The sequence below is a fragment of the Streptomyces sp. NPDC030838 genome (assembly GCF_055572035.1).
Genome location: NZ_JBVIED010000002.1, coordinates 48005 through 71032 on the forward strand (window position 1 = coordinate 48005; position 23028 = coordinate 71032).

Sequence of the window (23028 nt, forward strand, 5' to 3'; positions counted from 1 at the left end):
GTCTCACCTCAGCTTCGGATCGAGGGCGTCGCGGACCGCGTCGCCGAGCATGATGAAGGCCAGGACGGTGACCGCCAGGGCGCCGGAGGGCCAGAGCAGGGCGTGCGGGGCGTTGCGGATGTACGGGGAGGCGGCGGAGATGTCGATGCCCCAGGAGACGCTGGGCGGCTTCAGGCCGACGCCGAGGTAGGACAGGGTGGCCTCCAGGGCGATGTAGGTGCCGAGGGCGATGGTCGCCACGACGATCACCGGGGCCACGGCGTTGGGCGCGATGTGGCGGAGCAGCATGCGGGAGTTGGAGGCGCCGAGGGCGCGGGCGGCCTGGACGTAGTCGTTCTGCTTGGCGGTGATGACCGAGCCGCGGGCAATCCGGGAGATCTGCGGCCAGCCCAGCAGCACCATGAAGCCGATGACCGGCCAGATGGTGCTGCTGGTGACCACCGACAGGAGGACGAGGCCGCCCAGGACCACCGGGATCGCGAAGAAGATGTCGGTGATACGGGACAGGATCGAGTCCCAGACGCCGCCGAAGAATCCGGCGAGTCCACCCAGCACGCTGCCCAGGATCGCCACCCCGAGGGTCGCGCAGACGCCGACCGCGACCGACGTACGGGCGCCGTAGACGGTGCGGGTGTAGACGTCGCAGCCCTGGCCGTTGAAGCCGAAGGGGTGGCCGGGCCGGGAGCCCTGCTGGGCTCTGGCCAGGTCGCAGTGGAGGGGGTTGCCGGAGGCGATCAGGGACGGCCAGAGAGAGATCACGATCAGGAACAGGATCACCAGGCCCGAGGTGACGAACACCGGGTTGCGGCGCAGGTCGTGCCAGGCGTCGGACCAGAGGGAGCGGGGTTTGCCCACGGGGCCGCCCCGGCCGTCGGGGCCCGCGGGCGCCTTCTCCAGGGTCACCGCCTCGCTCGCCGCCAGGTCCATCTGGCCGCCCATGCCGGTGCCGGCGATGGCGCGCTCGGGCTCGTAGGGCGGCTGCTCAGGCATAGCGGATCCTCGGGTCGAGTACGGCGTACAGGAGGTCGACGAGGAGGTTGGCGACCAGGAAGACCAGGACCAGGACGGTCACGAAGCCGACCACGGTCTGGGTGTTCTGGCGCAGGATGCCCTGGTAGAGCTGGTAGCCGACGCCGTGGATGTTGAAGATCCGCTCGGTGACGATCGCCCCGCCCATCAGCGCGCCGACGTCGGTGCCGATGAAGGTGACGACGGGGATGAGGGAGTTGCGCAGCAGGTGCCGGGTGACGACCCGGTGCCGGGGCAGGCCCTTGGCGATGGCCGTACGGACGTAGTCGGAGCGCTTGTTCTCCGCGATGGAGGTGCGGGTCAGCCGGGTGACGTAGGCGAGCGAGACCGAGGCGAGGACCAGGCCGGGGACGATCAGCTCGCCGAAGCCGGCCTCCGGGGACACCGAGGGTTTGATCCACGCCCACTCGACACCGAGCAGCAGCTGGAGCAGCAGGCCGGTGACGAAGGTGGGGATGGAGATCACGACCAGGGTGACCAGGAGGACCGAGGTGTCGATCGGGCGGCCGCGGCGCAGGCCCGTGATCACGCCCAGGGTGATGCCGATGACGATCTCGAAGAGGATCGCCACGATGGTCAGCCGGACCGTGACCGGGAAGGCGGAGCCCATCAGCTCGGTGACCGGCTGGCCGTTGAAGGCGGTGCCGAAGTCACCGGTGAAGACGTTGCCCATGTAGGTCAGGTATTGCTGCCACACCGGCTTGTCGAGGCCGAACTCCCGTCTGAGCTGGGCGGCCGTCGCCGGGTCGCACTGCCGCTCGCCGCACAGGCCGGCGATGGGGTCGCCCATCACGTTGACCATCAGGAAGATCAGCAGCGTCGCCCCGACGAAGACCGGGATCATCTGGAGCAGCCGCCGCAGGACGTACCGTCCCATGGCGCCGCCTCAGCTGACCTTGATCTGGTCGTACACCGGGACGCTGAACGGGTTGAGCTTCACATCGGACAACCGCTCGGAGTAGCCGGCGCTGCCGTTCTGGTACCAGAGCGGGATGGCGGCCATGTTGTCCCGGACGACCTCCTCCGCCTGCTGGAACTTCTCGACGGCCTTGGCGGTGTCGGACTCGGCGTTGGCCTCGTCGACCAGCTTGTCGAACTCGGCGTTGGACCACTTGCCGTCGTTGGAGGAGGCGTTGCTGTAGTACAGCGGCTGGAGGAAGTTCTGGATGAGCGGATAGTCCATCTGCCAGCCGGCCCGGAACGGCCCGGTCATCTTTCTGTCGGTGATCTGCTTGCGGAAGTCGGCGAAGGTGCCGACGGGGTTGCCGACGCAGGCCCGGTCGTTGCCGAGGGCGTTGTTGATGGAGTTGCAGACCGCGTCGACCCACTCCTTGTGGGAACCGGTGTCCGCGTTGTACGTGATCTTGACCTGGCCGCCGGGCAGCCCGCCGCCCTCCTGGATCAGCCGCTTGGCCTCCTCGGGCCGGTACGCGCAGGCGTCCCCGCACAGCCCTTCCTTGAAGCCGCCGTCCTCGCCGAGCACCGGGGAGGTCCAGTCGGTGGCGGGGGTGCGGGTCTTCTGGAAGATCGTCTCGGTGATCTGCTCGCGGTCGATGGCCATGGACAGGCCCTTGCGGACCTTCTCCATGCCGTCCTTGCCCCAGGCCCGGTCGTAGTACGGGAAGGCGAGGGTCTGGATGATGCCGGCGGGGGTGTTGAGGTAGCGGTCGCCGAGGTCGCTCTGGACGTTGCGGAGCTGGGCGGCGGGGACGTCGTCGACCAGGTCGAGGTTGCCGGCCATGAGGTCGGTGTAGGCGGTGTTGTTGTCGGTGTAGACCTTGAGGTCGACGCCGCCGTTCCGCGCCTTGTCCGGGCCGGGGTACTCCTCCCACGTGCGCAGGGACATCTGGGATCCCCGGGTGTACGACTGCACGGTGTACGGCCCGTTCCCGACCGGCCTGGCCAGCCAGGCGTCGTGGTCGTCGAAGAAGGCCCGGGGCAGCGGGGCGAAGGCGTTGTAGCCGAGGGTGTCGGGGAAGGTCGAGAACTTCTGGGTGAGTTTGACGGTGAAGGTCCGCTCGCCGGTGACCTTCAGCCCGGAGAGGGTGTCGGCGCTCTGCTCGCCCGTCTCCGGGTGGACCTTGTCGTAGCCCTCGATATAGCTGAAAAAGTGTGCGTTGCGCTGATTGTTCCTCAGGCCGGCGCCGTAGTTCCAGGCGTCGACGAAGGACTTCGCCGTCACTTTCTCGCCATTGCTGAAGCTCCAGCCGTCCTTGACGGTGATGGTGAAGTTCTGCGAGTCGGTGGTCTCGATCTTCTCGGCGAGCATGTCCCGGGCCTCGCCGGTCTCCGGGTCGTAGCGCTTGAGCCCGCGGAAGATCATGTCGAGGACCTTGCCGCCCTGCACCTCGTTGGTGTTGGCGGGCTCCAGCGGGTTCTGCGGGTCCCCCCAGGAGGAGCTGAGCACCGCGCCGCTGTCACCACCGCCGCCCTCGCCGCCGCCCCCGCAGGCGGTCGCCGCCAGGGCTGCCGCCGCCGCGCATGCGACCCACTTGGCGTGCGTGGCTCCGCGCATGGTGTGCCTCCTCAGACCCGGCCGATTCGTTACCGGCGAACGCCAATTCGCTATCGGTAAATATCGACCCAATCAGGGCACGCCGCACATACACTCCGCCCTTTGGGGTGATCTTGTCCCCCGACCGCCCGTACGTTGAAGTGGATCTTCGAAAACCGCGCAACGGATCACCGCGATCCGATGCCGAACCGTTGGAAAACAACCCCGTCATGTACGCATTTCGACACCCAGGCGTCCGCATAACGAACACATAGTCCGTTTCGCGCAGTTGACCCGATGTAAGACACGGGTTGATCACAGAAGCGCTACCCGCGTAGCTACGGAACAGTCAAGCGGAGGCAAAGAAGGTAAAGAGAAACCCATCTCGGACCAGAATTTGTTGACCTTGAATGAATTGCGTTGAAAAAGTCCCGCGTAGCCCGTAGGGGAGCGCCCTGCGGAGTCACTCAGACCCTCCCTTGGGCCAGGAGCACCATGACCCCCCCAACTCCATCCGCGGCTGCCCCGCTTGAGGTGACCGACGAGAGCGTCGACACGTCGCCCGCGCCCTCCACCCCTAAGGGCAACGAGAGCCGCTCCCCCGGCCGCCTGGCCTGGAACCGCTTCAAGCGGGACCGTACGGGCGTCATATCCGCCTGCATCGTGATCTTCTTCTTCGTGATCGCGATCTGCGCGCCGCTGATCTCGGCCCTCTACGGCAAGGACCCGTACACCCAGTACGGCCAGGAGATCCCCGGGCTGCTCAACGACGCGGGCTTCCCCATCAAGCCGAACGGCGGCATCGACGGCGAGTTCTGGTTCGGCGTCGAGCCCTCGATGGGCCGCGACGTCTTCACCTTCCTGCTCTACGGCATCCGCACCTCGCTCCTCATCGCGACCGCCACCACGCTGCTGGTCACGGTGATCGGTGTGATCGTGGGCATCACCGCCGGCTACCTCGGCGGCCGCACCGACTTCCTGATCGGCCGGGTCATCGACATCCTGCTGTCGTTCCCGTCCACGCTGTTCTTCATCGCCTTCATGCCGGTCGTCTACGGCCTCTTCGTGGCACCGGACGAGGAGATCCCGACCGCGCTGCGGGCGACCTGTCTGATCCTGGTTCTGGCGGCCTTCGGCTGGGCCTCCATCGCCCGGCTGCTGCGCGGCCAGGTGCTGGCCCTGCGCGAGCGGGAGTTCGTGGAGGCCGCGAAGGTGACCGGTGCCTCCCCGGCCCGGATCATCTTCAAGGAACTGCTGCCCAACCTGTGGACGCCGATCCTGATCCAGTCCACGTTGGCCCTCCCGGCGTTCGTCACCGCGGAGGCGGGCCTGGCCTTCCTCGGTGTCGGCATCATCGACCCCACTCCCGACTGGGGCGTGATGATCCAGCGCGGTGCCACGTTCTACACGGACGACATCACCTTCATGATCTTCCCGGGCGTGTCGATGATCATCTTCGTCCTCGCGTTCAACCTGCTCGGCGACTCCGTCCGTGACGCCCTGGACCCCAAGTCGAAGCGCTGATCCAGGACCCCGAGCACCCGCACCACCCCTACGCCCGGTCACCGCTGCCCGGCGAGCTGCACCTTCGACCCACCCTTCACCCCTAGGCAGGTAAGCCATGTCCTTCTCCCGCAGAAACTTCCTCATAGCCACGGGTGTGGCGGCCGGCTCCACCATGGCGCTGAGCGCCTGCTCCAGCGGCAACGCGGGCGGCAACAGCGCCAGCAAGGCCCCTTCGATCGACAAGACCGAGGCCGCCACCATCTCCGTGGGCACCAAGGCCGACTCCCAGGGCCCGGCCCCGGAGATGCCCGGCGCGAAGAAGGGCGGCACGCTCTACACGCTGGACCAGATCGACTTCGACCACCTGGACCCGGCGCAGATCTACTCGTCGTACACCGGCGCCGGCTCGGTGCTGTTCCTGCGCGGTCTGACCGGCTACCGCGTCGACGCCAAGGGCACCACCACCTTGGTCGGCGACCTGGCCACCGACCCGGGCACCATGAAGGACGGCGGCAAGACCTGGTCCTTCACCCTCAAGGACGGCGTCAAGTGGGAGGACGGCGAGGTCGTCACCATCGAGGACGTCCGCCACACCTTCGAGCGCCTGTTCGCCGACTTCGTCACCGAGGGCCCCCGCTACCCGCAGAACTGGCTCGAGGGCGGCGACAAGTACAAGGGCCCGTACGAGGGCAAGCACCTGAAGTCGATCGAGGTCGACGGCAACACCATCACCTTCCGCCTCAAGGAGGCGCACGGTGACTTCAACTACATGCTGGCCATGCGCGGCTTCTCGATCGTGCCGAAGAAGCACGACACCAAGAAGAAGTACGACAAGCGCCCGTACTCCTGCGGCCCGTACAAGATCGAGAGCCGCGACATCGACAAGTCCCTCGTCCTGGTGCGCAACGAGCACTGGGAGGCCGACAAGGACCCGGTCCGCAACGGCTACCCGGACAAGGTCGTCATGCAGTTCGGCTTCCAGTCGCTGGCGTCCACCGACCGGTACATCGCCGACCGCGGCAACGACCAGTTCGCCGTGTCGCTGCTGAACGAGGTCGCCTCCGAGCGCGTCCAGAAGGTCCTGGGCGACGCCACGCTGAAGAAGCGCGTGCTGACCCAGGTCGACACGACCTGCTACTACTTCCCGATCAACATGACTCGGGTCAAGGACCAGAAGGTCCGCCAGGCCATCAACTACGCCTGGCCCGCGCAGCAGCTGAAGCAGCAGCGCGGTGGTTCGCTGGTCACGGAGACCGCGACCACGATCATCTCCCCGCTCACCCCGGGTCACGCCGACTTCGACCTGTACGGCAAGAAGACCAAGCCGATGGGCGACCCGGAGAAGGCCAAGGCGCTGCTGAAGGAGGCCGGCAAGGAGGGCCAGAAGCTGGTCATCGCCTTCCAGCAGTCCGAAAAGGCCGTGAAGGAAGCCGTCACCATCAAGAACGCCCTGGAGAAGGCGGGCTTCAGCGTGGTGACCAAGCAGGTCGACAAGACCAGCTTCTACAGCGAGATCAGCCAGCTCGACAACGGCTTCGACCTCTTCGCGGCGGGCTGGGGCCCGGACTGGCCGGCCGGTTACACGGTCATCCAGCCCTGCTGGGACGGCAGCCAGATCGCCGACGGCGGTGTGAACTGGGCCCAGCTCGACAACACCGGTGTCAACAAGGCGATCGCCGCGGCCACCGCCGAGACCGACCCGGAGAAGGCCAACAAGGCCTGGGGCGAGATCGACCGCCAGATCATGGAGCTCGCGGCCTGCGTCCCGGACTACCACCCGATCCGGAACTACTTCTACGGCTCCAAGGTCGGTGGCGTGGTCTACAACGCCGGTGACACCTGCGTCGCCATCGGCAAGGTCTTCGTCAAGGCCTGACGCACTCGCGGGGCGGCGGACCGCACAACGGCCCGCCGCCCCGGCCCCGTCCACGCTCCCCACACCCCGGCGACGGCGCCCCGTCCGGAAAGTCCTCACCCATGTTCCGTTTTCTGATCCGCCGAGTGATCGGCGCACTCGTCATTCTGCTGGTCATCAGCGCCGTCACCTTCTTCCTCTTCTACGCCATCCCGCGTGACCCCGCCCGGATGGCGTGCGGCAAGGTCTGCGAGCCGGAAGTGCTGGAGCAGGTGCGGATCAACCTGGGGATCGCCGATCCCATGCCGGTGCAGTACCTGCACTGGCTCCAGGGCATCTTCGTGGGCCGTGACTACGTCGGTTACGGGCACTGCGACGCGCCCTGCCTCGGTTACTCGTTCACGAACACCGAGCCGGTCTTCGAGTCGATCATGAAGGACCTCCCGACGACCGTCTCACTGGCCCTCGGCGCGGCCTTCTTCTTCCTGATCATCGGCGTCGGCGCGGGCATGATCGCGGCGGTCAAGCAGGGCACCTGGATGGACAAGACCGCCAGCTCCCTGTCGCTGCTCGGCTCCTCGCTGCAGATCTACTTCGTCGGCTACATCGCCATGTTCTTCCTGGTGCAGCAGCTCGGCGTGCTGGACCCGCCGTCGTACACGCCGTTCTCCGAGGACCCCGGCGCCTGGGTCTCGGGGCTGCTCCTGCCGTGGCTCGTGCTGTCCATCATCTTCACCGCCAACTACACCCGTATGACGCGCTCCCAGCTGGTCGAGCAGTTGAGCGAGGACTACGTGCGTACGGCACGCGCCAAGGGCCTGTCCGGCCGCAACGTCTTCTTCCGCTTCGCCTGGCGCGGGGCCATGGGCCCGATCGTGACGATCTTCGGCATCGACATGGGCACGCTGATCGGCGGCGCGATCATCACCGAGTCCACGTTCAGCCTCCAGGGGCTCGGCACCCGGGCCGTGCGCGCGGTCACCGACAGCGACCTGCCCATGCTCCTCGGCGTGACCGTCGTCGCCGCGACGGCGATCGTCGTCGCCAACATCCTCGTGGACCTCGTCTACGCCCTCATCGACCCGCGTATCCGGCTCGCCTGACCCGGCCCCACCAGCTAGCCCCGGCATCACCCCCCTCAGGAGCGTCCCCGTGACGAGCACCGACCAGCAGCCCTTCCTGTCCGTCAGGGACCTGAAGGTCCACTTCTCCACCGAAGACGGCATCGTCAAGGCCGTCGACGGTCTCTCCTTCGACCTGGCGAAGGGACAGACGCTCGGCATCGTGGGCGAGTCGGGCTCCGGCAAGTCCGTCACCAACCTGGCGATCCTCGGCCTGCACGACCGCCGCCGCACCAGCCTCGACGGGGAGATCCTGCTCGACGGCAAGGAGCTGCTGACCGCCACCGAGCGGGAGCTGGAGAAGCTGCGCGGCAACAAGATGTCCATGATCTTCCAGGACGCGCTGGCCTCGCTGTCGCCGTACCACACGGTCGGCCGGCAGATCGCCGAGACGTACCGCAAGCACACCGGCGCCTCCAAGCAGGAGGCCCGGGCGCGGGCGGTCGAGATGCTGCGGCGGGTCGGCATCCCGCAGCCGGACATGCGGGTGGACGACTACCCGCACCAGTTCTCCGGCGGTATGCGCCAGCGCGCGATGATCGCGATGGCGCTGGTCTGCGACCCGGAGCTGCTGATCGCGGACGAGCCGACCACCGCGCTCGACGTGACGGTGCAGGCGCAGATCATGGACCTGCTCAAGGACCTCCAGCAGGAGTTCGGCACCTCGATCATCTTCATCACCCACGACCTGGGTGTCATCGCGGACATCGCCGACGACGTGCTGGTGATGTACGGCGGCCGGTGCGTGGAGCGCGGCACCAAGAAGGAGGTGCTGCGCAGCCCGCAGCACCCCTACACCTGGGGTCTGCTCGGCTCCATGCCGAGCCTGGACGGTCCGGTGGACGTGCCGCTGAACCCGATCCCGGGCTCGCCGCCGTCGCTGCTCAACCCGCCGTCCGGGTGCCGCTTCCACCCGCGCTGCGCGTTCACGGAGAAGGTCGCGGGCGGGCTGTGCACCACCGAGCGGCCGGTCCTGGAGGTGGTGGACGGGCGCGGCTCGGCCTGCCACCTCACCGCCGCGCAGCGCGCCGACCTCCTCGCCGACCTCGCCGGGTCCCGGCAGAACTGACGTACGAGAGACGGGATTTCACGATCATGAGCAACACGAACCCCCTCCTGGACGTCAAGGGCCTGACCAAGCACTTCCCGGTGATGGGCGGCTTCCCGATCAAGCGGAAGATCGGCGCCGTGCAGGCCGTGGACGGCCTCGACTTCCAGGTCCACGAGGGCGAGAGCCTGGGCCTGGTCGGCGAGTCCGGCTGCGGCAAGTCGACCACCGGCCGGCTGATCACCCGGCTGCTGGAGCCGACGGCGGGCACCATCTCCTACCGCGGCCAGGACATCACCCACGCCAACCGCAAGCAGCTGGCGCCGGTCCGCTCCGAGATCCAGATGATCTTCCAGGACCCGTACGCGTCGCTGAACCCGCGGCAGACGGTCGGCAAGATCATCTCCGGTCCGATGGAGATCAACGGCATCGACCCGGCCGGCGGCCGCGAGAAGCGCGTCCGCGAGCTGCTGGAGATCGTCGGCCTCAACCCGGAGCACTACAACCGCTTCCCGCACGAGTTCTCCGGCGGCCAGCGCCAGCGCATCGGCGTGGCCCGCGCGCTCGCGCTGGAGCCCAAGCTGATCGTGGCCGACGAGCCGGTCTCCGCACTGGACGTCTCCATCCAGGCGCAGGTGGTGAACCTGCTCCAGCAGCTCCAGCGGGACCTGGGCATCGCGTTCGTCTTCATCGCCCACGACCTGGCCGTCGTACGGCACTTCTCGCAGCGCGTGGCGGTCATGTACCTCGGTAAGATCGTGGAGATCGCCGACCGCGACGACCTGTACGGCAACCCGCGGCACCCGTACACCCGGGCGCTGCTGTCCGCCGTACCGGAGGCCACGGTCGACGACGACGGCCCGGCTCGTGAGCGCATCCGGCTCACCGGCGACGTGCCGTCTCCGATCAACCCGCCGTCGGGCTGCCGCTTCCGCACGCGTTGCTGGAAGGCGACCGAGAAGTGCGCGTCGGAGGCGCCGCCGCTGGTGCAGGTCGAGGGCAACAAGCCCGGCCACCTGACCGCTTGTCACCACCCCGAGACGGAGGGAACCGTTCCGGCACCCCGTCTCTCCAAGGACCCCCAGGCGGCGGCCTGACAACACCCCTTTTCCGTCAGCCGCCGCCACGGAACGGACCTTCACCGGCCCATTGACCCGAGCCCGCGAACGTCCGCTCCCGGGGCAGAAGGCCCGCGCCTCCCAAGGCGCGGGCCTTCGCTGTGCTGTGCATCGGTGCCCTAGACGCCGGTCGTGCCGTCGACCAGCTCCCGGACTATGTCCAGGTGGCCGTTGTGGCGGGCCGTCTCCTCGACGAGGTGGAGGAGGATCCAGCGCAGGTCGACGTGGCGGCCGTCGCGGATGGTGCCCTTGGCCCGGGTGTCGAGGTCGTGAGCGGCGACCAGCCTCCGGTAGCGGTCGGCCTGTTCGGCGTACTCCCGCAGCAGGTCCGGCAGCGGGATGTCCACCGCGATCCGCATCTCGCGGTCCGGATCCTCGTCCGTCCACGGCCCCTCGTCCTCCTCGCCGAGGAAGACCACCTGGAACCAGTAGTACTCGACCCAGCGCAGATGGTTGATCAGCCCGCTCAGGGTCATCAGCGGCGAACCCGGAAGGGGCGCCTTGCGGGCGTTCTCCGCCGAGACACCGTCGCACTTGGCGCGCGCCGTGTCCCGGGCGTAGTCGAGAAAGGTGGTCAGCTGAGTGCGCTCGTCCCAGGCGGGAGGCGTGTCGGTGCGTGTCATCGCTGGGAGCATGACGGGCCGCGCGTTCGCCTGTCGAGTCAATTTGCGGGCATGGCCGCCGACTTCACGACCAGCTCCACCTCGAACCCGTCCGCGTTCTCCAGGTAGGCCGCGCAGTGCTCCGCCCCGCCCGCGTGCGGATGCCGGTCGGGGAACAGCAGCGTCCACCCGCGCGCGAAGGACTCCTCGACCAGCGCGTCGAGGGCGGCCCGGTCGCCGGGCATGTGGAAGGCGAGGTGGTTCAGGCCCGGCCGCAGCCGGTCGTGCCGGTCGCCGCGCAGGGCCGACGACTGCTCGACGACGACGTACGTCTCCCCCAGCCGCCAGCTCCGCCCGGCCGGCCACTCCTGGTACGGCGCCCAGCCGAGCCGTTCCAGCAGCCAGCCGAGCGAGCGGGCCGCCCGGCCGAGGTCGGGCACCCACAGCTCCACATGATGCAGCACGGACCGATCCTCTCAGTCCTCCTGGGCCTCCTCCAGTGCCGCCAGCGCCGGGTCCAGCACGATGTCCTCGGCGCGGGCCTCGGTGGTCGGGTCCTCAGGGAAGTGGCACGCCGTCAGGTGGCCTTCGTGGTTGTCCGACAGCCGGATCAGGGGCGGTTCCTCCGTCGCGCACCTCTCCTGCGCCTTCCAGCAGCGCGTACGGAACCGGCAGCCGGACGGCGGGGAGATCGGGGACGGCACGTCACCGGCGAGCCGGATGCGTTCGCGCGGCTCCGCTTCCGCGCCGGCCACGGACACCTCGGGCACGGCCGAGAGCAGGGCATGGGTGTAGGGGTGCCGGGGCCGGGTGTAGATGGAGTCGCGGTCGCCGACCTCGATCACCTTGCCGAGGTACATCACCGCCACGCGCTCCGAGAAGTGCCGTACGACGGCCAGGTCGTGGGCGATGAACAGGAACGCGATGCCCAGGTCCCGCTGCACCTGCTGGAGCAGGTTCACCACCTGTGCCTGGATCGAGACGTCCAGGGCAGAGACCGGCTCGTCGGCCACGATCAGTTTGGGTTCGAGGGCCAACGCCCGTGCCACACCGATACGTTGCCGCTGGCCGCCGGAGAATTCGTGCGGGAAGCGGTTGTAGTGCTCCGGGTTGAGGCCGACGATCTCCAGCAGCTCCCGGACCCGCTTCTCCCTTCCCCCTTCCGGCTCGATGCCGTTGATCTCCATCGGGCCCGCGATGATCTTGCCGACCGTCTGGCGCGGATTCAGCGACGAGTACGGGTCCTGGAAGATCATCTGGATCTCGGAGCGGATGGGGGCCAGCTCCTTGCGCGAGGCGTGCGTGATGTCCCGGCCCCGGTACGAGATCGTGCCCGCCGTCGGTTCGAGGAGCCGGGTGATCAGCCGGCCGGTCGTCGACTTGCCGCAGCCCGACTCCCCCACCAGGCCGAAGCTCTCCCCGACGTGCACGGTCAGGTCGATGCCGTCCACCGCCTGGACCTGGCCGACGGTGCGCCGGATCGGGAAGCCGCCCTTGACCGGGAAGTGCTTGGTCAGCCCTTCCACCACGAGCAGCGGTTCCCCCTCCCGGTCGCCGGCTGCCTCGCGCGGGGCGGGGAGGACGAGGTCTTCCTTCATGACTCCTCTTTCTCCTCTGTCAGCCCAGCCGGGGCTTGATCTCTTCGATGAAGATGGTCCGCTTCTGCTCCGCCGTCAGATGGCAGGCCGAGGCCCGGTCCGGGGCCAGCAACGGGCGCTCCGTCACGCACCGGCCGCCGCCGACCCGGTCCTGGAAGGTGCAGCGCGGATGGAAGCGGCAGCCGGACGGCGGGGTGAGCAGCGACGGCGGCGTGCCGGGAATGGGGGCCAGAGGGGTCGAGACGTCCGAGTCGAGGCGCGGCATCGAGTTCAGCAGGCCCCAGGTGTACGGGTGTTCGGGCGCTCGCAGCACCTCGTCGACGGAGCCGCGCTCCACCGCGTTCCCCGCGTACATCACCATGATGTCGTCGGCCATGTCGGCGATGACGCCGAGGTCGTGGGTGATGAAGATGATCGCCGAGCCGAACTCCTGCTGGAGGTCCTTCAGCAGGTCGAGGATCTGGGCCTGGACCGTCACGTCCAGGGCGGTGGTCGGCTCGTCGGCGATCAGCAGGTCGGGGTCGCAGACCAGCGCCATGGCGATCATCGCGCGCTGGCGCATACCGCCGGAGAACTGGTGCGGATAGTCCTTGGCCCGCTGCGTGGGATTGGGGATGCCGACCTTGCCCAGCATCTCCACCGCCCGCTCCCAGGCCTCCTTCTTGGAGGCGCCGGTGTGCTTGCGGAACGGCTCGGCGATCTGCCGGCCGACCGTGTAGTACGGGGAGAGCGCGGTGAGCGGATCCTGGAAGATCATGGCGACCTTGTTGCCGCGCAGCTTCTCCAGCTCGGACTCGCGGGCGGTGGTCAGCTCCTTGCCGTCGAGCAGGATCTCGCCCTCGACGGTGGTGAACATCGGGTTGTGCAGGCCGAGGATGGTCAGGTTGGTGACGGACTTGCCGGAGCCGGACTCGCCGACGATGCCGAGGGTGCGGCCGCGCTCCAGGTCGAAGGAGAGCCCGTCGACGGCCCGGACGATCCCGTCCTCGGTCCTGAAGCTGACGTGCAGGTCGCGCACCGAGAGGAAGGCGTCCCCGGCGGCCGGGCGCGGAGCACCGGCTTCCTTGGTCAGAGTGGTCACGACAGGGCTCCTAGGACAGCCGGACGCGCGGGTCGATGAAGGCGTAGGCGGCGTCGACGACGATGTTGAACAGCAGGATCATCGAGGCCGCGAAGAGCATCACGCCGAGCAGCAGCGGCAGGTCGCTGAAGGAGACCGCTTCCACCGCGAGCCGGCCGAGGCCCGGCAGGCCGAAGGTGTACTCGGTGATGATGGCGCCGCCGAGCAGGGAGCCCATGTCGATGCCGAAGATGGTGACGATCGGGATCAGCGAGCCGCGCCAGGCGTAGCGGAAGAAGACGTACCGCCGGGACATGCCCTTGGCGCGGGCGGTGCGGACATGGTCCTCCTGGAGCTGTTCGATCATCGCCGAGCGGGCCATACGCGTGTACTGCGCGGCGAAGATCGTCGACAGGATCACCCAGGGGATGATCAGCCCGCCGAACCAGGCGACGGGGTCCTTGGTGAACTCGTTGTACGTCGGTTTGTCGAACAGCTGGGTCTGGTAGACGAGGATCGCCAGGGCCAGCGGGCCGAGGAAGTAGATCTGCATCGAGCTGACGACCATCGCGGTGGCCGTGGCCGTCTTGTCGACGAGGGTGCCGCGGCGCCAGGCGGCGAGCAGGCCGGTGCCCAGACCGAAGATCAGGAAGCAGACGGCTCCGCCGATGGTGAGCGAGACGGTGATGGGCAGCCGGTCGATGAGGGTGCCCCAGACCGCCTCACCGGTGTGGAAGGAGTAGCCGAAGCAGGGCGCGGGGCACGGGCCCTGGATGTACTCGTTGCTGCCCAGGACCAGGTTGTGCAGGAAGAGCCAGTACTGCTCGGGGATCGACTTGTCGAGGCCGAGCACATGCCGGATGTTCTCCAGGTTGGCCGGCGTGCACGACTTGCCGCAGATCAGCAGCGCCGGGTCGCGTGGCATTCCGTAGAAGATCAGGAACGTCACGATGCTGAGCAGGAAGAGAATGACGGCGGCGCCGAGGGCGCGGCGGACGAGGAAGCGCAGCATGGCAGGGGCAGCTCTCAGACGTCAGCGGGCCGGGCGGTACCCGGTGCCCGCCGCCTGGTCGCGGACGGGGGCACCGGGTACCGGTCGGGCAGGGGTTACTTGACGTACAGGCGGCGCGGGTCGACGCCGTGGATCTGGTCGTCGTAGACGAGACCGCCGATCTTCGAGCCGGCGATCTGGACCTGCTTGTAGTACGCGGTCGGGACGACGTTGACGACGTCCTTGACGATGTACTCGTTGAGCTTGCCCCACTCGGTCGCGGCCTTCGCCGGGTCGGTGATCTTGCTGATCCGGTCGATCTCGCTGTTGATCTTCGGGTCGTTGACCTGCGAGTAGTTCTGCGCGCCCTCGGCGATCGCGCGGCCGTCGTACAGCGGCGGGATCACGGTCGAGGCGGACGGCCAGTCGGCACCCCACGCGGTGTGGAAGATGTCGAAGTTGTTGTCCAGGGCGCTGACCTGGTCGTAGTAGGTCTCGGCCGGGATCTCCTGGCGCTGGACGTCGAAGCCGGCCTTCTCCAGGCCCGCCGCCATGGCGGTGGAGTACTGCTGGCCCTCGGGGGTGTTGATGTAGCCGAAGGTCAGCTTCATCCCGGTCTTGCCGGCCTCCTCCAGCAGCTTCTTGGCCTTCTCCGGGTCACCCGCGGGCTTCTTCTTCTTGCCCCACGGGTCGAAGTCGGCGTTGTAGCCGCTGACCGTCGGGCTGAGGATGCCGCCGGCGACCTCCATCGCGTCGGTGCCGCCGAAGGCGCGGACGAACGGCGTGACGGGGAGCGCGTAGGCGATGGCCTGACGGATCTTGATGTCCTTCAGCTCCGGGTGGCTGAGGTTGATGTTGATCTGGCCGACGTACGGCTGATAGCCGGTGACGACACGGTTCTTCAGGCTCGCGTCGCCCAGGACCTTGGAGAGGTTGCCCGCGTCGACGGCGTTGCTGAAGCTGACGGCGGTCTGGTCCTTGCCGCTGTCGGCGAGCAGCGCCTTGGTGGACTGCTCGTACTGGTGGTTGAAGGTGATGTCGAACCGGTCGACGTACTGGTGGCGCAGCGGGTCCGTCTTCGGGTCCCAGTTCTCGTTGCGCACCAGGGTCATCGACTTGCCGGACTTGAACTCCTGGATCTTGTACGGTCCGGCCGCCACCGGGTCCTTGTCGTACTTGGCCTTGGTGTCGAGCTTCTCGGGGACGATGGCGTAGCCGGGCATGGCCAGGGCGTACGGCAGGTCGGGGCGGGCGGTCTTGAACTTGAAGACGATCGTCTTGTCGTCCGGGGTCTCCAGGAGGGTGTCCGGGAGGTGCTTGCCCTCATAGGGGCCGTCCGGCAGCAGCTTGCGGTAGTCGGCGCCCGGGGTGTCGGCCAGCCACTGCTGGAGGTACGGCGGGCCCTGGTTGATGAACGGCGCGAACAGGCGCTCGACGCTGTGGCGGACGTCCTTGGACGTGATCGGGGAGCCGTCCTCCCACTTGATGCCGTCCTTGAGCGTGAACTTCCAGGTCTTGCCGCCGTCCGTGGTGGTCCCGGGGTCGGTGGCGAGGTCGCCGACGACCTCGTGCTTCTTGCCGTCGTTGCCGGTGGCCTTGTAGCCGGTGAGACTGCGGTGGATCAGCTGGGAGACCGCCATCTCGTCCTGGACGTAGATCTGGCCCGGGTCGAGGTGGGCGTAACTGTCGCGGGCCAGCACCGAGATGGTGCCGCCGCTCTTGGCGCCCGGCACCTCGGGCGCGGGGCCCTCGGAGTCCTTCGCGTCGCCGAACGGGATGGAACTCTGCTGCCGCTGGGCGTTCTCCTGCTGCTCCTTGTCGTTCTTGTCGTTCCCGGTCTTGCTGCCGCCCTCGCTGCAACCGGTGAGCACGAGAGCTCCGGCCGCGAGCACTGAGATTGCGGCGTATGTGTGGCGTCCGCCCCTACTCATCACTCAGATTCCACCCATCTGTGTTGCACCAGTTGCACACGGAATGGTCAGCGCGCTGTCTTGGGATCGAAGGCGTCCCTGACCGAGTCCCCGAGCAGGTTGAAAGCCACGATGAAGATGATCATCGAGACGCCGGGGAAGAACATGTACGTGATGTCGTTCTGCATCACGAGTTCGGTGGACGCCTTGGAGAACATCTGCCCCCAGTCCGGCGTCGGTTCGACGATGCCCACCCCGAGGAAGGACAGACCGGCCTCGGCGGTCACGAAGTTGGGCAGCAGATACGTGGCCTGGACGAGGAGGGGGGTGACCACGTTCGGCAGGATCTCCTTGCGGATGATCCGCCACGGCGAGGCCCCGCTGACCTTCGCCGCCTCGATGAACTCCCGTTCTCGCAGGGCGAGTGTGGTACCGCGCAGAATGCGTCCGAGGCTCATCCAGCCCAGGAACCACTGGACCATGATCAGGGCCAGCACTCGCACATAGGTCGGGGTCTCGTCGCGCGGGTGGACGAAGAGGGCGACCACCACCGGCATGCTGGCGATGAAGAACAGCTGGGCCGGGAAGGCGAGCAGGAAGTCGATGATCCGGCTGATCCAGTAGTCCGTCTTGCCGCCGAGATAGCCGGCGGTGATGCCGAGCAGGATGCCGGTCAGCACGACCGTGATCGTCACCGCTACGGAGATCATCAGCGAGGTGCGGATGCCGTAGAGGAGCTTGGTGAAGACGTCGTAGCCGTTGCCGGGTTCGAGGCCGAACCAGAACTCGCCGCTGATACCGCCGTTGGGCTGCACCGGCACACCCGCGCTGTCGAACAGCTCGGGCCGCTCGTCGGCGTAGACGGTGTACGGGTCCTTGCCGTACAGCTTCGAGATCACCGGTGCGAGCAGGGCGATCAGGAAGTAGAAGCCGACGACACAGGCGGCGATCACGCCCGTGCGGTCGCGTTTGAAGCGCAGCCACATCAGCTGGCCAGGAGAGCGGCCGACGAGCTTGGCGTCACCGGCTTTCTTCTCCGGCCCGGGTTCGCCGTCGGTGACGGCCGGCGTTCCGCCGCCCTCAAGGTCGATAGGACTTGTCACAGTTCGCCCATCTCACGGGTGTGGGTGTGCCGAACCGCCGGCTCGCGGAACAGGCGAGCGCGGTCCGGTGCATGAAGAGGCGTCAGGGCACGCTGAACCAGGCGGGAAATCCGCAGCCGGACGCGCGTAGGCGCGAGGCGGCAGCGGCTACCGTGCGGGACTCAGCGCGGATCTGCGGTGGGCGAAGGTCGGTCGGCGACGGCCGGATGTGTGGCTGTGGTCCGCCTCGCGCTTGTGACACCGCGCATGGGACTCCTCCTCATGACTCCACGTGTTCACCAACAGGAGGGGGCACACATCTGAACCTCCGACACCCCTGACGGAGGGTCAGACACCCCCTGGTGCTCGTGAGTCGGCGCTGTCCCCACAGCGCGAGACCCATTGACCCGAGCGCTACGCGGCTAACTATCTGCCATGAGCCAACTACCGACCACCGTTCTTAAATCTCAATTCAGTCACAGCTGGCGCGTAGATCTTCCAAAATCTGGACAAACTGTTCGGGCGAAGAAGGCCGCGAAACGGACGTGTTACATGGCTATCGGGCGGCGATCTCCGCGTTTCGGACAACAGGGGGGCGGGAGGGCGCGAAAAAACGGGTTGAAAAAGGCCCGGGCGCCCCCATGCTGGGGACGCCCGGGCCTCGGGTACGTCAGGTTCAGCCGTGCTTGGCGCGGCTCGCGGCGCGGGCGCGCTCGCGCGCGTCCAGGTTCACCTTGCGGATGCGAACGGCCTCCGGGGTCACCTCGACGCACTCGTCGTCACGGCAGAACTCCAGCGACTGCTCCAGCGACAGCTTGCGCGGCGGAACGATCGACTCGGTCACATCGGCCGTGGACGACCGCATGTTGGTGAGCTTCTTCTCCTTGGTGATGTTGACGTCCATGTCGTCGGAGCGGGAGTTCTCGCCGACGATCATGCCCTCGTACACCTCGGTGCCCGGCTCCACGAAGAGCACGCCGCGCTCCTGCAGGTTCGTCATCGCGAACGCGGTGACGGCACCGGAGCGGTCGGCGACCAGAGAGCCGTTGTTACGGGTCTGCAGGGTGCCGAACCACGGCTCGTGACCCTCGTGGATGGAGTGCGCGATGCCCGTGCCGCGGGTCTGGGTCAGGAACTCGGTCCGGAAGCCGATCAGGCCACGGGACGGCACCACGAACTCCATGCGGACCCAGCCGGAGCCGTGGTTGGACATGTTGTCCATACGGCCCTTGCGGACACCCATGAGCTGCGTGACGGCGCCCATGTGCTCCTCGGGCACGTCGATGGTCATGCGCTCGACCGGCTCGTAGACCTTGCCGTCGACGTCCTTGGTGACCACCTGCGGCTTGCCGACGGTCAGCTCGTAGCCTTCCCGGCGCATGGTCTCGACGAGGATGGCGAGGGCCAGCTCACCGCGGCCCTGGACCTCCCAGGCGTCGGGGCGGTCGGTCTCCAGGACGCGCAGCGAGACGTTACCGATCAGCTCGCGGTCCAGGCGGTCCTTGACCTGGCGGGCGGTGACCTTGCGGTCCTTCACCGCCGCCTTCGCGTCGGCGCCCTTGCCGGTGCCGCCGCGGCCGACGAGCGGGGAGGTGTTGGTGCCGATGGTCATCGAGATCGCGGGCTCGTCGACCGTGATCAGCGGCAGCGCCACCGGGTTCTCCGGGTCGGCCAGCGTCTCGCCGATCATGATGTCCGGGATACCGGCGACGGCGCAGATGTCACCCGGGCCCGCCTTCTCGGCCGGCTTGCGGGTCAGCGCCTCGGTCATCATCAGCTCGGAGATGCGCACGTTGCTGACCGAGCCGTCGCGCTTCATCCACGCGACCGTCTGGCCCTTCTTCAGCTCGCCCTGGTGCACGCGCAGCAGCGCGATACGGCCGAGGAAGTTGTCCGCGTCGAGGTTGGTGACGTGGGCCTGGAGCGGGGCGCCCTCGTCGTAGGACGGGGCCGGGATGGTGTCCAGGATCGTGGAGAAGAACGGCTCCAGGCTGTCGGAGTCCGCCGGGACCGTGCCGTCCTCCGGCTTGGTCAGCGAGGCGACGCCGTCACGGCCGCAGGCGTAGACGATCGGGAACTCGATCTGGTCCTCGTCGGCGTCCAGGTCCAGGAACAGGTCGTAGGTCTCGTTGACGACCTCGTCGATCCGGGAGTCCGGCCGGTCCGTCTTGTTGATGCACAGGATGATCGGCAGCCGCTGCTGGAGCGCCTTGCGCAGCACGAAGCGGGTCTGCGGCAGCGGGCCCTCGGAGGCGTCGACCAGCAGCACGACACCGTCGACCATCGACAGACCGCGCTCGACCTCGCCGCCGAAGTCGGCGTGGCCGGGGGTGTCGATGATGTTGATCGTGATGGGCTCCCCGCCGTCCTTCGGGTGGTACTTCACCGCCGTGTTCTTGGCGAGGATCGTGATGCCCTTCTCACGCTCCAGGTCGTTCGAGTCCATCATGCGGTCGTCGACGGAGTCGAGCTGGTGCGCGGCGAAGGCACCGGCCTGCTTCAGCATGCCGTCGACGATGGTGGTCTTGCCGTGGTCGACGTGGGCGACGATGGCGACGTTGCGGATGTCGTGGCGCGTGGCCATATTGCGGCGTACTCCCGGAGTGTGAGATCGGCTGCGCGTCGCTCGCGCTAGCCTGCCGGGCTGGTCACGCCTCGGCCTGCTCCCATGGTACGGGGAGGCTGAGAATACGGCTTCGCCGGGCGCATCGGGGGGTGATCGTTGCCGGCGGGCGCGGGTTGTCTGCGGCTGGTCGCGCAGTTCCCCGCGCCCCCTTCTACCGGCGGATCACGACCCCTGTTTCGACGGACTCGGTGACACCCTCACCCCTTTCTTCAGGAAGCCCATGTCCTCGTAGACAGGTGTCTCGAAGCCGAAGGCGCCCGCGTTGGCCAGGTTCTTTCGGGCCGCGATCAGCTGGGGGCGCTGGTACAGCGGGATGGAGCCGGCGGCGGCCCAGATGCGGGCGTCGGCCTTGCGGATCAGGGACCGGGACTCGGACTCGTCCAGGGTCGCCATCGCCTGGTCGAAGAGCTGGTCCACCTGGTCGGTGCCGACCCGCGTCCAGTTCTGCTCGACCGAGAGGGAGCCATCGGCGGCCGGGACCGGCTTGGCGTAGATCGGGCGGGCGTCGGTGGCGGGGAAAGCGGAGGCGGGCCAGGAGTAGAGGGCGAGGTCGTACTGGCCGGAGGCGATGTGGTCCTTGAAGTAGCTCTCGTCGGACACCTTGATCGTCTCGGTGCGGATGCCGATCCGGTCCAGCATCCGGACGATGCGGTCGGCGACCGTGTGCAGGGTCTCCGAGCCGGTCCCGGAGGGCAGTACGAAGCGGAGCGCGAGCGGCTTGCCGTTCTTCGCCAGGACGCCGGTCTTCGCGCCCGCCGGGGCGGCGGTGCCCTGGGGGGCGTACGCGCCCGGGGCGCCGCCCTGCTTCAGGTGCTGCTTGCCGTCCTGGGCGAGGTGGTCGGCGTCCCGGCCCTTGTCGTCCTCGCCGACGATGTACACCCCGTCCTCGTCGCCCTCGGACCGGCCGTTTCCGTCCGCCCCGGACGTGTCCCCCTTGTCCTTCCCTTCCGCCTTCTCGCCCCGCGAGCCCGCCGCCTTCTCGCCCTTCGTGGCCTTGTCCAGCGGCCCCCCGCGCACCCATCCGGCGTCCGCGAGCAGCGCCTGCGCCTCGGCGGTGTCCTGCTTGCCGAGCGCCCCGCTGTTGTCGGCGTAGGCGGCCTGGCCGGCCAGGGCCAGGTGGCTGCCGACGGGGACGGCGGGCAGGCCCAGCGGCTTCAGGACGGTCTCGGCGAGCGCCTCCCGGTCGAGGGCGCGGGCGACGGCCCTGCGGACCCGCTCGTCGGCGAGCGGCCCGTCGGAGCCGTTGAGGGCGAGCTGGGTGTAGGCCGGCTCCAGGGACTTGCGGACCTCGAAGTCGCGCAGCGCGGGCTGCCGGGTCCCCGCCTTGCCGTCCTTCTCGTCTGCGTCGGTCTCGGTCCGGGCGCCGGACGTCTCCTCGGCGCCGGTCTCGTCTCCGGCGCCGGACGTCTCCTCCGCGTCGGTCTCCTCCCCGGCGCCGGACGTCTCGTCGGCGTCGGCCTTGTCGTCGGTGCGGGAGCTCGCGCCGGCGCTCCGGGACGGGGCGGCGGAGACGCCCCTCGGTCCGGCGGCGGCGGTGATGCGGCGGGCGGCGGCGGGGTCGATCTCGGCCAGGTCGACCTCCCCGGCGGCCAGCGCGGCGGCCCGCTCGTCCCGGGGTACGGCGGTCAGCACGATCCGGGAGAGCTTGGCCGGGTCGCCCCACCAGCGGGGGTTGCGGGCGAGGACGACCTCGTCGTCCTTGCGGTCGACCTTCTTGACGGTGAACGGCCCGGCGGTGATCTTCAGCTTCTTGCGGGCGCCGTCGTTGAAGGAGTCCGGGGTGCCCATGACCTCCTTCGGGTACAGCGGCGAGAACAGCGACCGCCAGTCCGCGTAGGGCCGGCTGAAGGTGACCCGGACCTCCAGGTCGTTGGCGCCGCGCTCGATCCGCTCGATCCGGTCGTAGCCGGCGTTGCGGGCGGTCCAGTAGGCGCTGTCCTTGCCGGACAGGGCGCGCCACTGGGCGGCGAAGTCGGCGGCGCCGATCTCCCGGCCGTCGCTCCAGACGGCCTGCTGGTTGAGCTTGTAGAGGACGACCTGCCGGGGTTCGGTCTCCACGATCTCGGCCGATTCCAGGAAGTCGGGGTTGATCCGCGGCCGGCCGGCGGGGTCGAGGCGGTACATGGACGGCAGCACGGCCTGGGCGATCCGGGTGGTGGCCGCGTCGGCGTCCGCCTGGAAGGTGTTCAGGGTCTCCGGTACGGCGTCCACGGCCCAGCGCAGGGTGCCGCCGTCGGCGACCTGGCCGCGGGCGGCCGGGGCGATGTCCTGGGCGGCCAGTGGCTTGCCCGCCGGGTCCTTCGAACTGCATCCGGCGAGAGCGGGCACGGTGAGCACACCCGCGGTGAGGAAGGCGACCGAGCGCGTGACCGCGCGTAGTCCGACGCCGTCGTGGGACATCTCGTGTTACCTCCGGGGGCCGCGGGCGTTACGATCACTTTTGGCGGTATATGGAGCTGATCACATGTATGCGGCCACTGAAGAGGAAAGGGTTCGGCAACGGGCGGCGACACGGCGATGACCGCCGGGAAGGCCACCCGTGCGGCGCAACGCACCACGGGATGCACCCACACGCCTCGGCCAATCGGTGCACATCCCTTCCCAGCGACTGGTGTGACGCGCAACACTCGCAGGCGCATGAACGTTGCCGCCCACGGCCACCCGGCCGACGGAAGTGAGGTCACGTCATGTCCGTGCACGATGAACTGGCATCCGTCCAGCGGTGCCTCGACGACCTGAACCGGTCCGTGAACCGTCTGGAACAGCAGATGGGCAGCGGCGGAATCGACATCCGCCGGGTCCGCGCCGACTGCGAACACCTGCGCGCGAGCGTGGCGCTGCTCCGGGAGTCGGCCTCCGGCCACGCCCCCGCCCGGCGCCCGGAGCTGGTCACCATCTCCGACACCCCGTACGACGTCGCCCTGTGGACGGACTCGGACGACGAGGGTCTCGGCGCCCGCGACCGGCACGCACCCTGAGCCACCGAGC

General features: G+C 68.3%; 18 protein-coding genes. 6 read left to right on the plus strand and 12 right to left on the minus strand.

Annotated features, from left to right (window positions below; translation table 11 throughout):
- Window positions 1-3: 3 nt before the first annotated feature.
- Genes ACZ42A_RS07330 through ACZ42A_RS07340 form a run of 3 tightly spaced genes read right to left on the minus strand, consistent with a single transcriptional unit; the run spans window position 4 to window position 3544 of the window.
- On the minus strand, window positions 4-990 hold the full coding sequence (locus tag ACZ42A_RS07330; RefSeq protein ID WP_468526203.1) for an ABC transporter permease: 987 nt from the start codon (window positions 988-990) through the stop codon (window positions 4-6).
- Entirely contained in the window at window positions 983-1906 is a 924-nt protein-coding gene (locus ACZ42A_RS07335; protein WP_468526204.1) for an ABC transporter permease, read from the minus strand. The genes ACZ42A_RS07330 and ACZ42A_RS07335 overlap by 8 nt, the downstream gene beginning before the upstream one ends.
- A 9-nt stretch (window positions 1907-1915) precedes the next feature.
- Complete coding sequence (locus ACZ42A_RS07340; RefSeq protein ID WP_468526205.1) at window positions 1916-3544, minus strand: peptide ABC transporter substrate-binding protein; 1629 nt, start codon at window positions 3542-3544, stop codon at window positions 1916-1918.
- A 474-nt stretch (window positions 3545-4018) separates the two neighbouring features.
- Between ACZ42A_RS07340 and ACZ42A_RS07345 the strand changes: the two genes are divergently transcribed.
- From ACZ42A_RS07345 to ACZ42A_RS07365, 5 genes are all read left to right on the plus strand, one after another.
- Entirely contained in the window at window positions 4019-5047 is a 1029-nt protein-coding gene (locus tag ACZ42A_RS07345) for an ABC transporter permease (RefSeq protein ID WP_468526206.1), read from the plus strand.
- Window positions 5048-5144: 97 nt separating this feature from the next.
- Window positions 5145-6905, plus strand: a complete 1761-nt coding sequence (locus ACZ42A_RS07350) for an ABC transporter substrate-binding protein (protein WP_468526207.1) — start codon at window positions 5145-5147, stop codon at window positions 6903-6905.
- Window positions 6906-7006: 101 nt separating this feature from the next.
- Complete coding sequence (locus ACZ42A_RS07355; RefSeq protein ID WP_468526208.1) at window positions 7007-7987, plus strand: ABC transporter permease; 981 nt, start codon at window positions 7007-7009, stop codon at window positions 7985-7987.
- A gap of 49 nt (window positions 7988-8036) precedes the next feature.
- Window positions 8037-9074 (plus strand): ABC transporter ATP-binding protein, encoded by a 1038-nt coding sequence (locus ACZ42A_RS07360; protein ID WP_468526209.1) that lies wholly within the window; start codon window positions 8037-8039, stop codon window positions 9072-9074.
- A gap of 26 nt (window positions 9075-9100) precedes the next feature.
- Window positions 9101-10150 carry an ABC transporter ATP-binding protein gene (locus ACZ42A_RS07365; RefSeq protein WP_468526210.1) on the plus strand — a complete coding sequence of 350 codons (1050 nt, stop codon included), beginning with the start codon at window positions 9101-9103 and terminating at the stop codon, window positions 10148-10150.
- 140 nt (window positions 10151-10290) lie between these two features.
- Here the strand turns inward: ACZ42A_RS07365 and ACZ42A_RS07370 are convergent, their stop codons facing one another.
- The 9 genes from ACZ42A_RS07370 to ACZ42A_RS07410 form a co-directional block, all read right to left on the minus strand.
- The gene (locus ACZ42A_RS07370) at window positions 10291-10794 is read right to left on the minus strand and encodes a DinB family protein (protein WP_468526211.1); all 504 of its coding nucleotides are present in this window, start codon (window positions 10792-10794) and stop codon (window positions 10291-10293) included.
- 38 nt (window positions 10795-10832) lie between these two features.
- Window positions 10833-11237 (minus strand): VOC family protein, encoded by a 405-nt coding sequence (locus tag ACZ42A_RS07375; RefSeq protein WP_468526212.1) that lies wholly within the window; start codon window positions 11235-11237, stop codon window positions 10833-10835.
- 12 nt (window positions 11238-11249) lie between these two features.
- Window positions 11250-12371 carry an ABC transporter ATP-binding protein gene (locus tag ACZ42A_RS07380; RefSeq protein ID WP_468526213.1) on the minus strand — a complete coding sequence of 374 codons (1122 nt, stop codon included), beginning with the start codon at window positions 12369-12371 and terminating at the stop codon, window positions 11250-11252.
- Between the two features lie 19 nt (window positions 12372-12390).
- Complete coding sequence (locus ACZ42A_RS07385) at window positions 12391-13452, minus strand: ABC transporter ATP-binding protein (protein ID WP_468526214.1); 1062 nt, start codon at window positions 13450-13452, stop codon at window positions 12391-12393.
- Between the two features lie 10 nt (window positions 13453-13462).
- Window positions 13463-14443 (minus strand): ABC transporter permease, encoded by a 981-nt coding sequence (locus ACZ42A_RS07390; protein ID WP_468526215.1) that lies wholly within the window; start codon window positions 14441-14443, stop codon window positions 13463-13465.
- Window positions 14444-14538: 95 nt separating this feature from the next.
- Window positions 14539-16353 carry an ABC transporter substrate-binding protein gene (locus tag ACZ42A_RS07395; protein ID WP_468526216.1) on the minus strand — a complete coding sequence of 605 codons (1815 nt, stop codon included), beginning with the start codon at window positions 16351-16353 and terminating at the stop codon, window positions 14539-14541.
- Between the two features lie 47 nt (window positions 16354-16400).
- Window positions 16401-17435, minus strand: a complete 1035-nt coding sequence (locus ACZ42A_RS07400; protein WP_468526217.1) for an ABC transporter permease — start codon at window positions 17433-17435, stop codon at window positions 16401-16403.
- A 655-nt stretch (window positions 17436-18090) separates the two neighbouring features.
- Window positions 18091-19998 carry a translational GTPase TypA gene (gene typA, locus ACZ42A_RS07405; RefSeq protein ID WP_468526218.1) on the minus strand — a complete coding sequence of 636 codons (1908 nt, stop codon included), beginning with the start codon at window positions 19996-19998 and terminating at the stop codon, window positions 18091-18093.
- Between the two features lie 204 nt (window positions 19999-20202).
- Window positions 20203-22440: an ABC transporter family substrate-binding protein gene (locus ACZ42A_RS07410; protein WP_468526219.1), complete on the minus strand. Its 2238-nt coding sequence runs from the start codon at window positions 22438-22440 to the stop codon at window positions 20203-20205.
- 287 nt (window positions 22441-22727) lie between these two features.
- On the opposite strand from ACZ42A_RS07410, the gene ACZ42A_RS07415 reads away from it, so the two are divergent.
- Window positions 22728-23018 carry a hypothetical protein gene (locus ACZ42A_RS07415; protein WP_468526220.1) on the plus strand — a complete coding sequence of 97 codons (291 nt, stop codon included), beginning with the start codon at window positions 22728-22730 and terminating at the stop codon, window positions 23016-23018.
- Window positions 23019-23028 lie beyond the last annotated feature (10 nt).

Coding starts and splice junctions, on each gene's coding strand:
- ACZ42A_RS07380 (WP_468526213.1), bottom strand. CDS start 12,371: ATGAAGGAAGACCTCGTCCTCCCCGCCCCGCGCGAGGCAGCCGGCGAC.
- ACZ42A_RS07355 (WP_468526208.1), top strand. CDS start 7,007: ATGTTCCGTTTTCTGATCCGCCGAGTGATCGGCGCACTCGTCATTCTG.
- ACZ42A_RS07390 (WP_468526215.1), bottom strand. CDS start 14,443: ATGCTGCGCTTCCTCGTCCGCCGCGCCCTCGGCGCCGCCGTCATTCTC.
- ACZ42A_RS07340 (WP_468526205.1), bottom strand. CDS start 3,544: ATGCGCGGAGCCACGCACGCCAAGTGGGTCGCATGCGCGGCGGCGGCA.
- ACZ42A_RS07395 (WP_468526216.1), bottom strand. CDS start 16,353: ATGAGTAGGGGCGGACGCCACACATACGCCGCAATCTCAGTGCTCGCG.
- ACZ42A_RS07415 (WP_468526220.1), top strand. CDS start 22,728: ATGTCCGTGCACGATGAACTGGCATCCGTCCAGCGGTGCCTCGACGAC.
- ACZ42A_RS07350 (WP_468526207.1), top strand. CDS start 5,145: ATGTCCTTCTCCCGCAGAAACTTCCTCATAGCCACGGGTGTGGCGGCC.
- typA (WP_468526218.1), bottom strand. CDS start 19,998: ATGGCCACGCGCCACGACATCCGCAACGTCGCCATCGTCGCCCACGTC.
- ACZ42A_RS07335 (WP_468526204.1), bottom strand. CDS start 1,906: ATGGGACGGTACGTCCTGCGGCGGCTGCTCCAGATGATCCCGGTCTTC.
- ACZ42A_RS07345 (WP_468526206.1), top strand. CDS start 4,019: ATGACCCCCCCAACTCCATCCGCGGCTGCCCCGCTTGAGGTGACCGAC.
- ACZ42A_RS07330 (WP_468526203.1), bottom strand. CDS start 990: ATGCCTGAGCAGCCGCCCTACGAGCCCGAGCGCGCCATCGCCGGCACC.
- ACZ42A_RS07410 (WP_468526219.1), bottom strand. CDS start 22,440: ATGTCCCACGACGGCGTCGGACTACGCGCGGTCACGCGCTCGGTCGCC.
- ACZ42A_RS07365 (WP_468526210.1), top strand. CDS start 9,101: ATGAGCAACACGAACCCCCTCCTGGACGTCAAGGGCCTGACCAAGCAC.
- ACZ42A_RS07370 (WP_468526211.1), bottom strand. CDS start 10,794: ATGACACGCACCGACACGCCTCCCGCCTGGGACGAGCGCACTCAGCTG.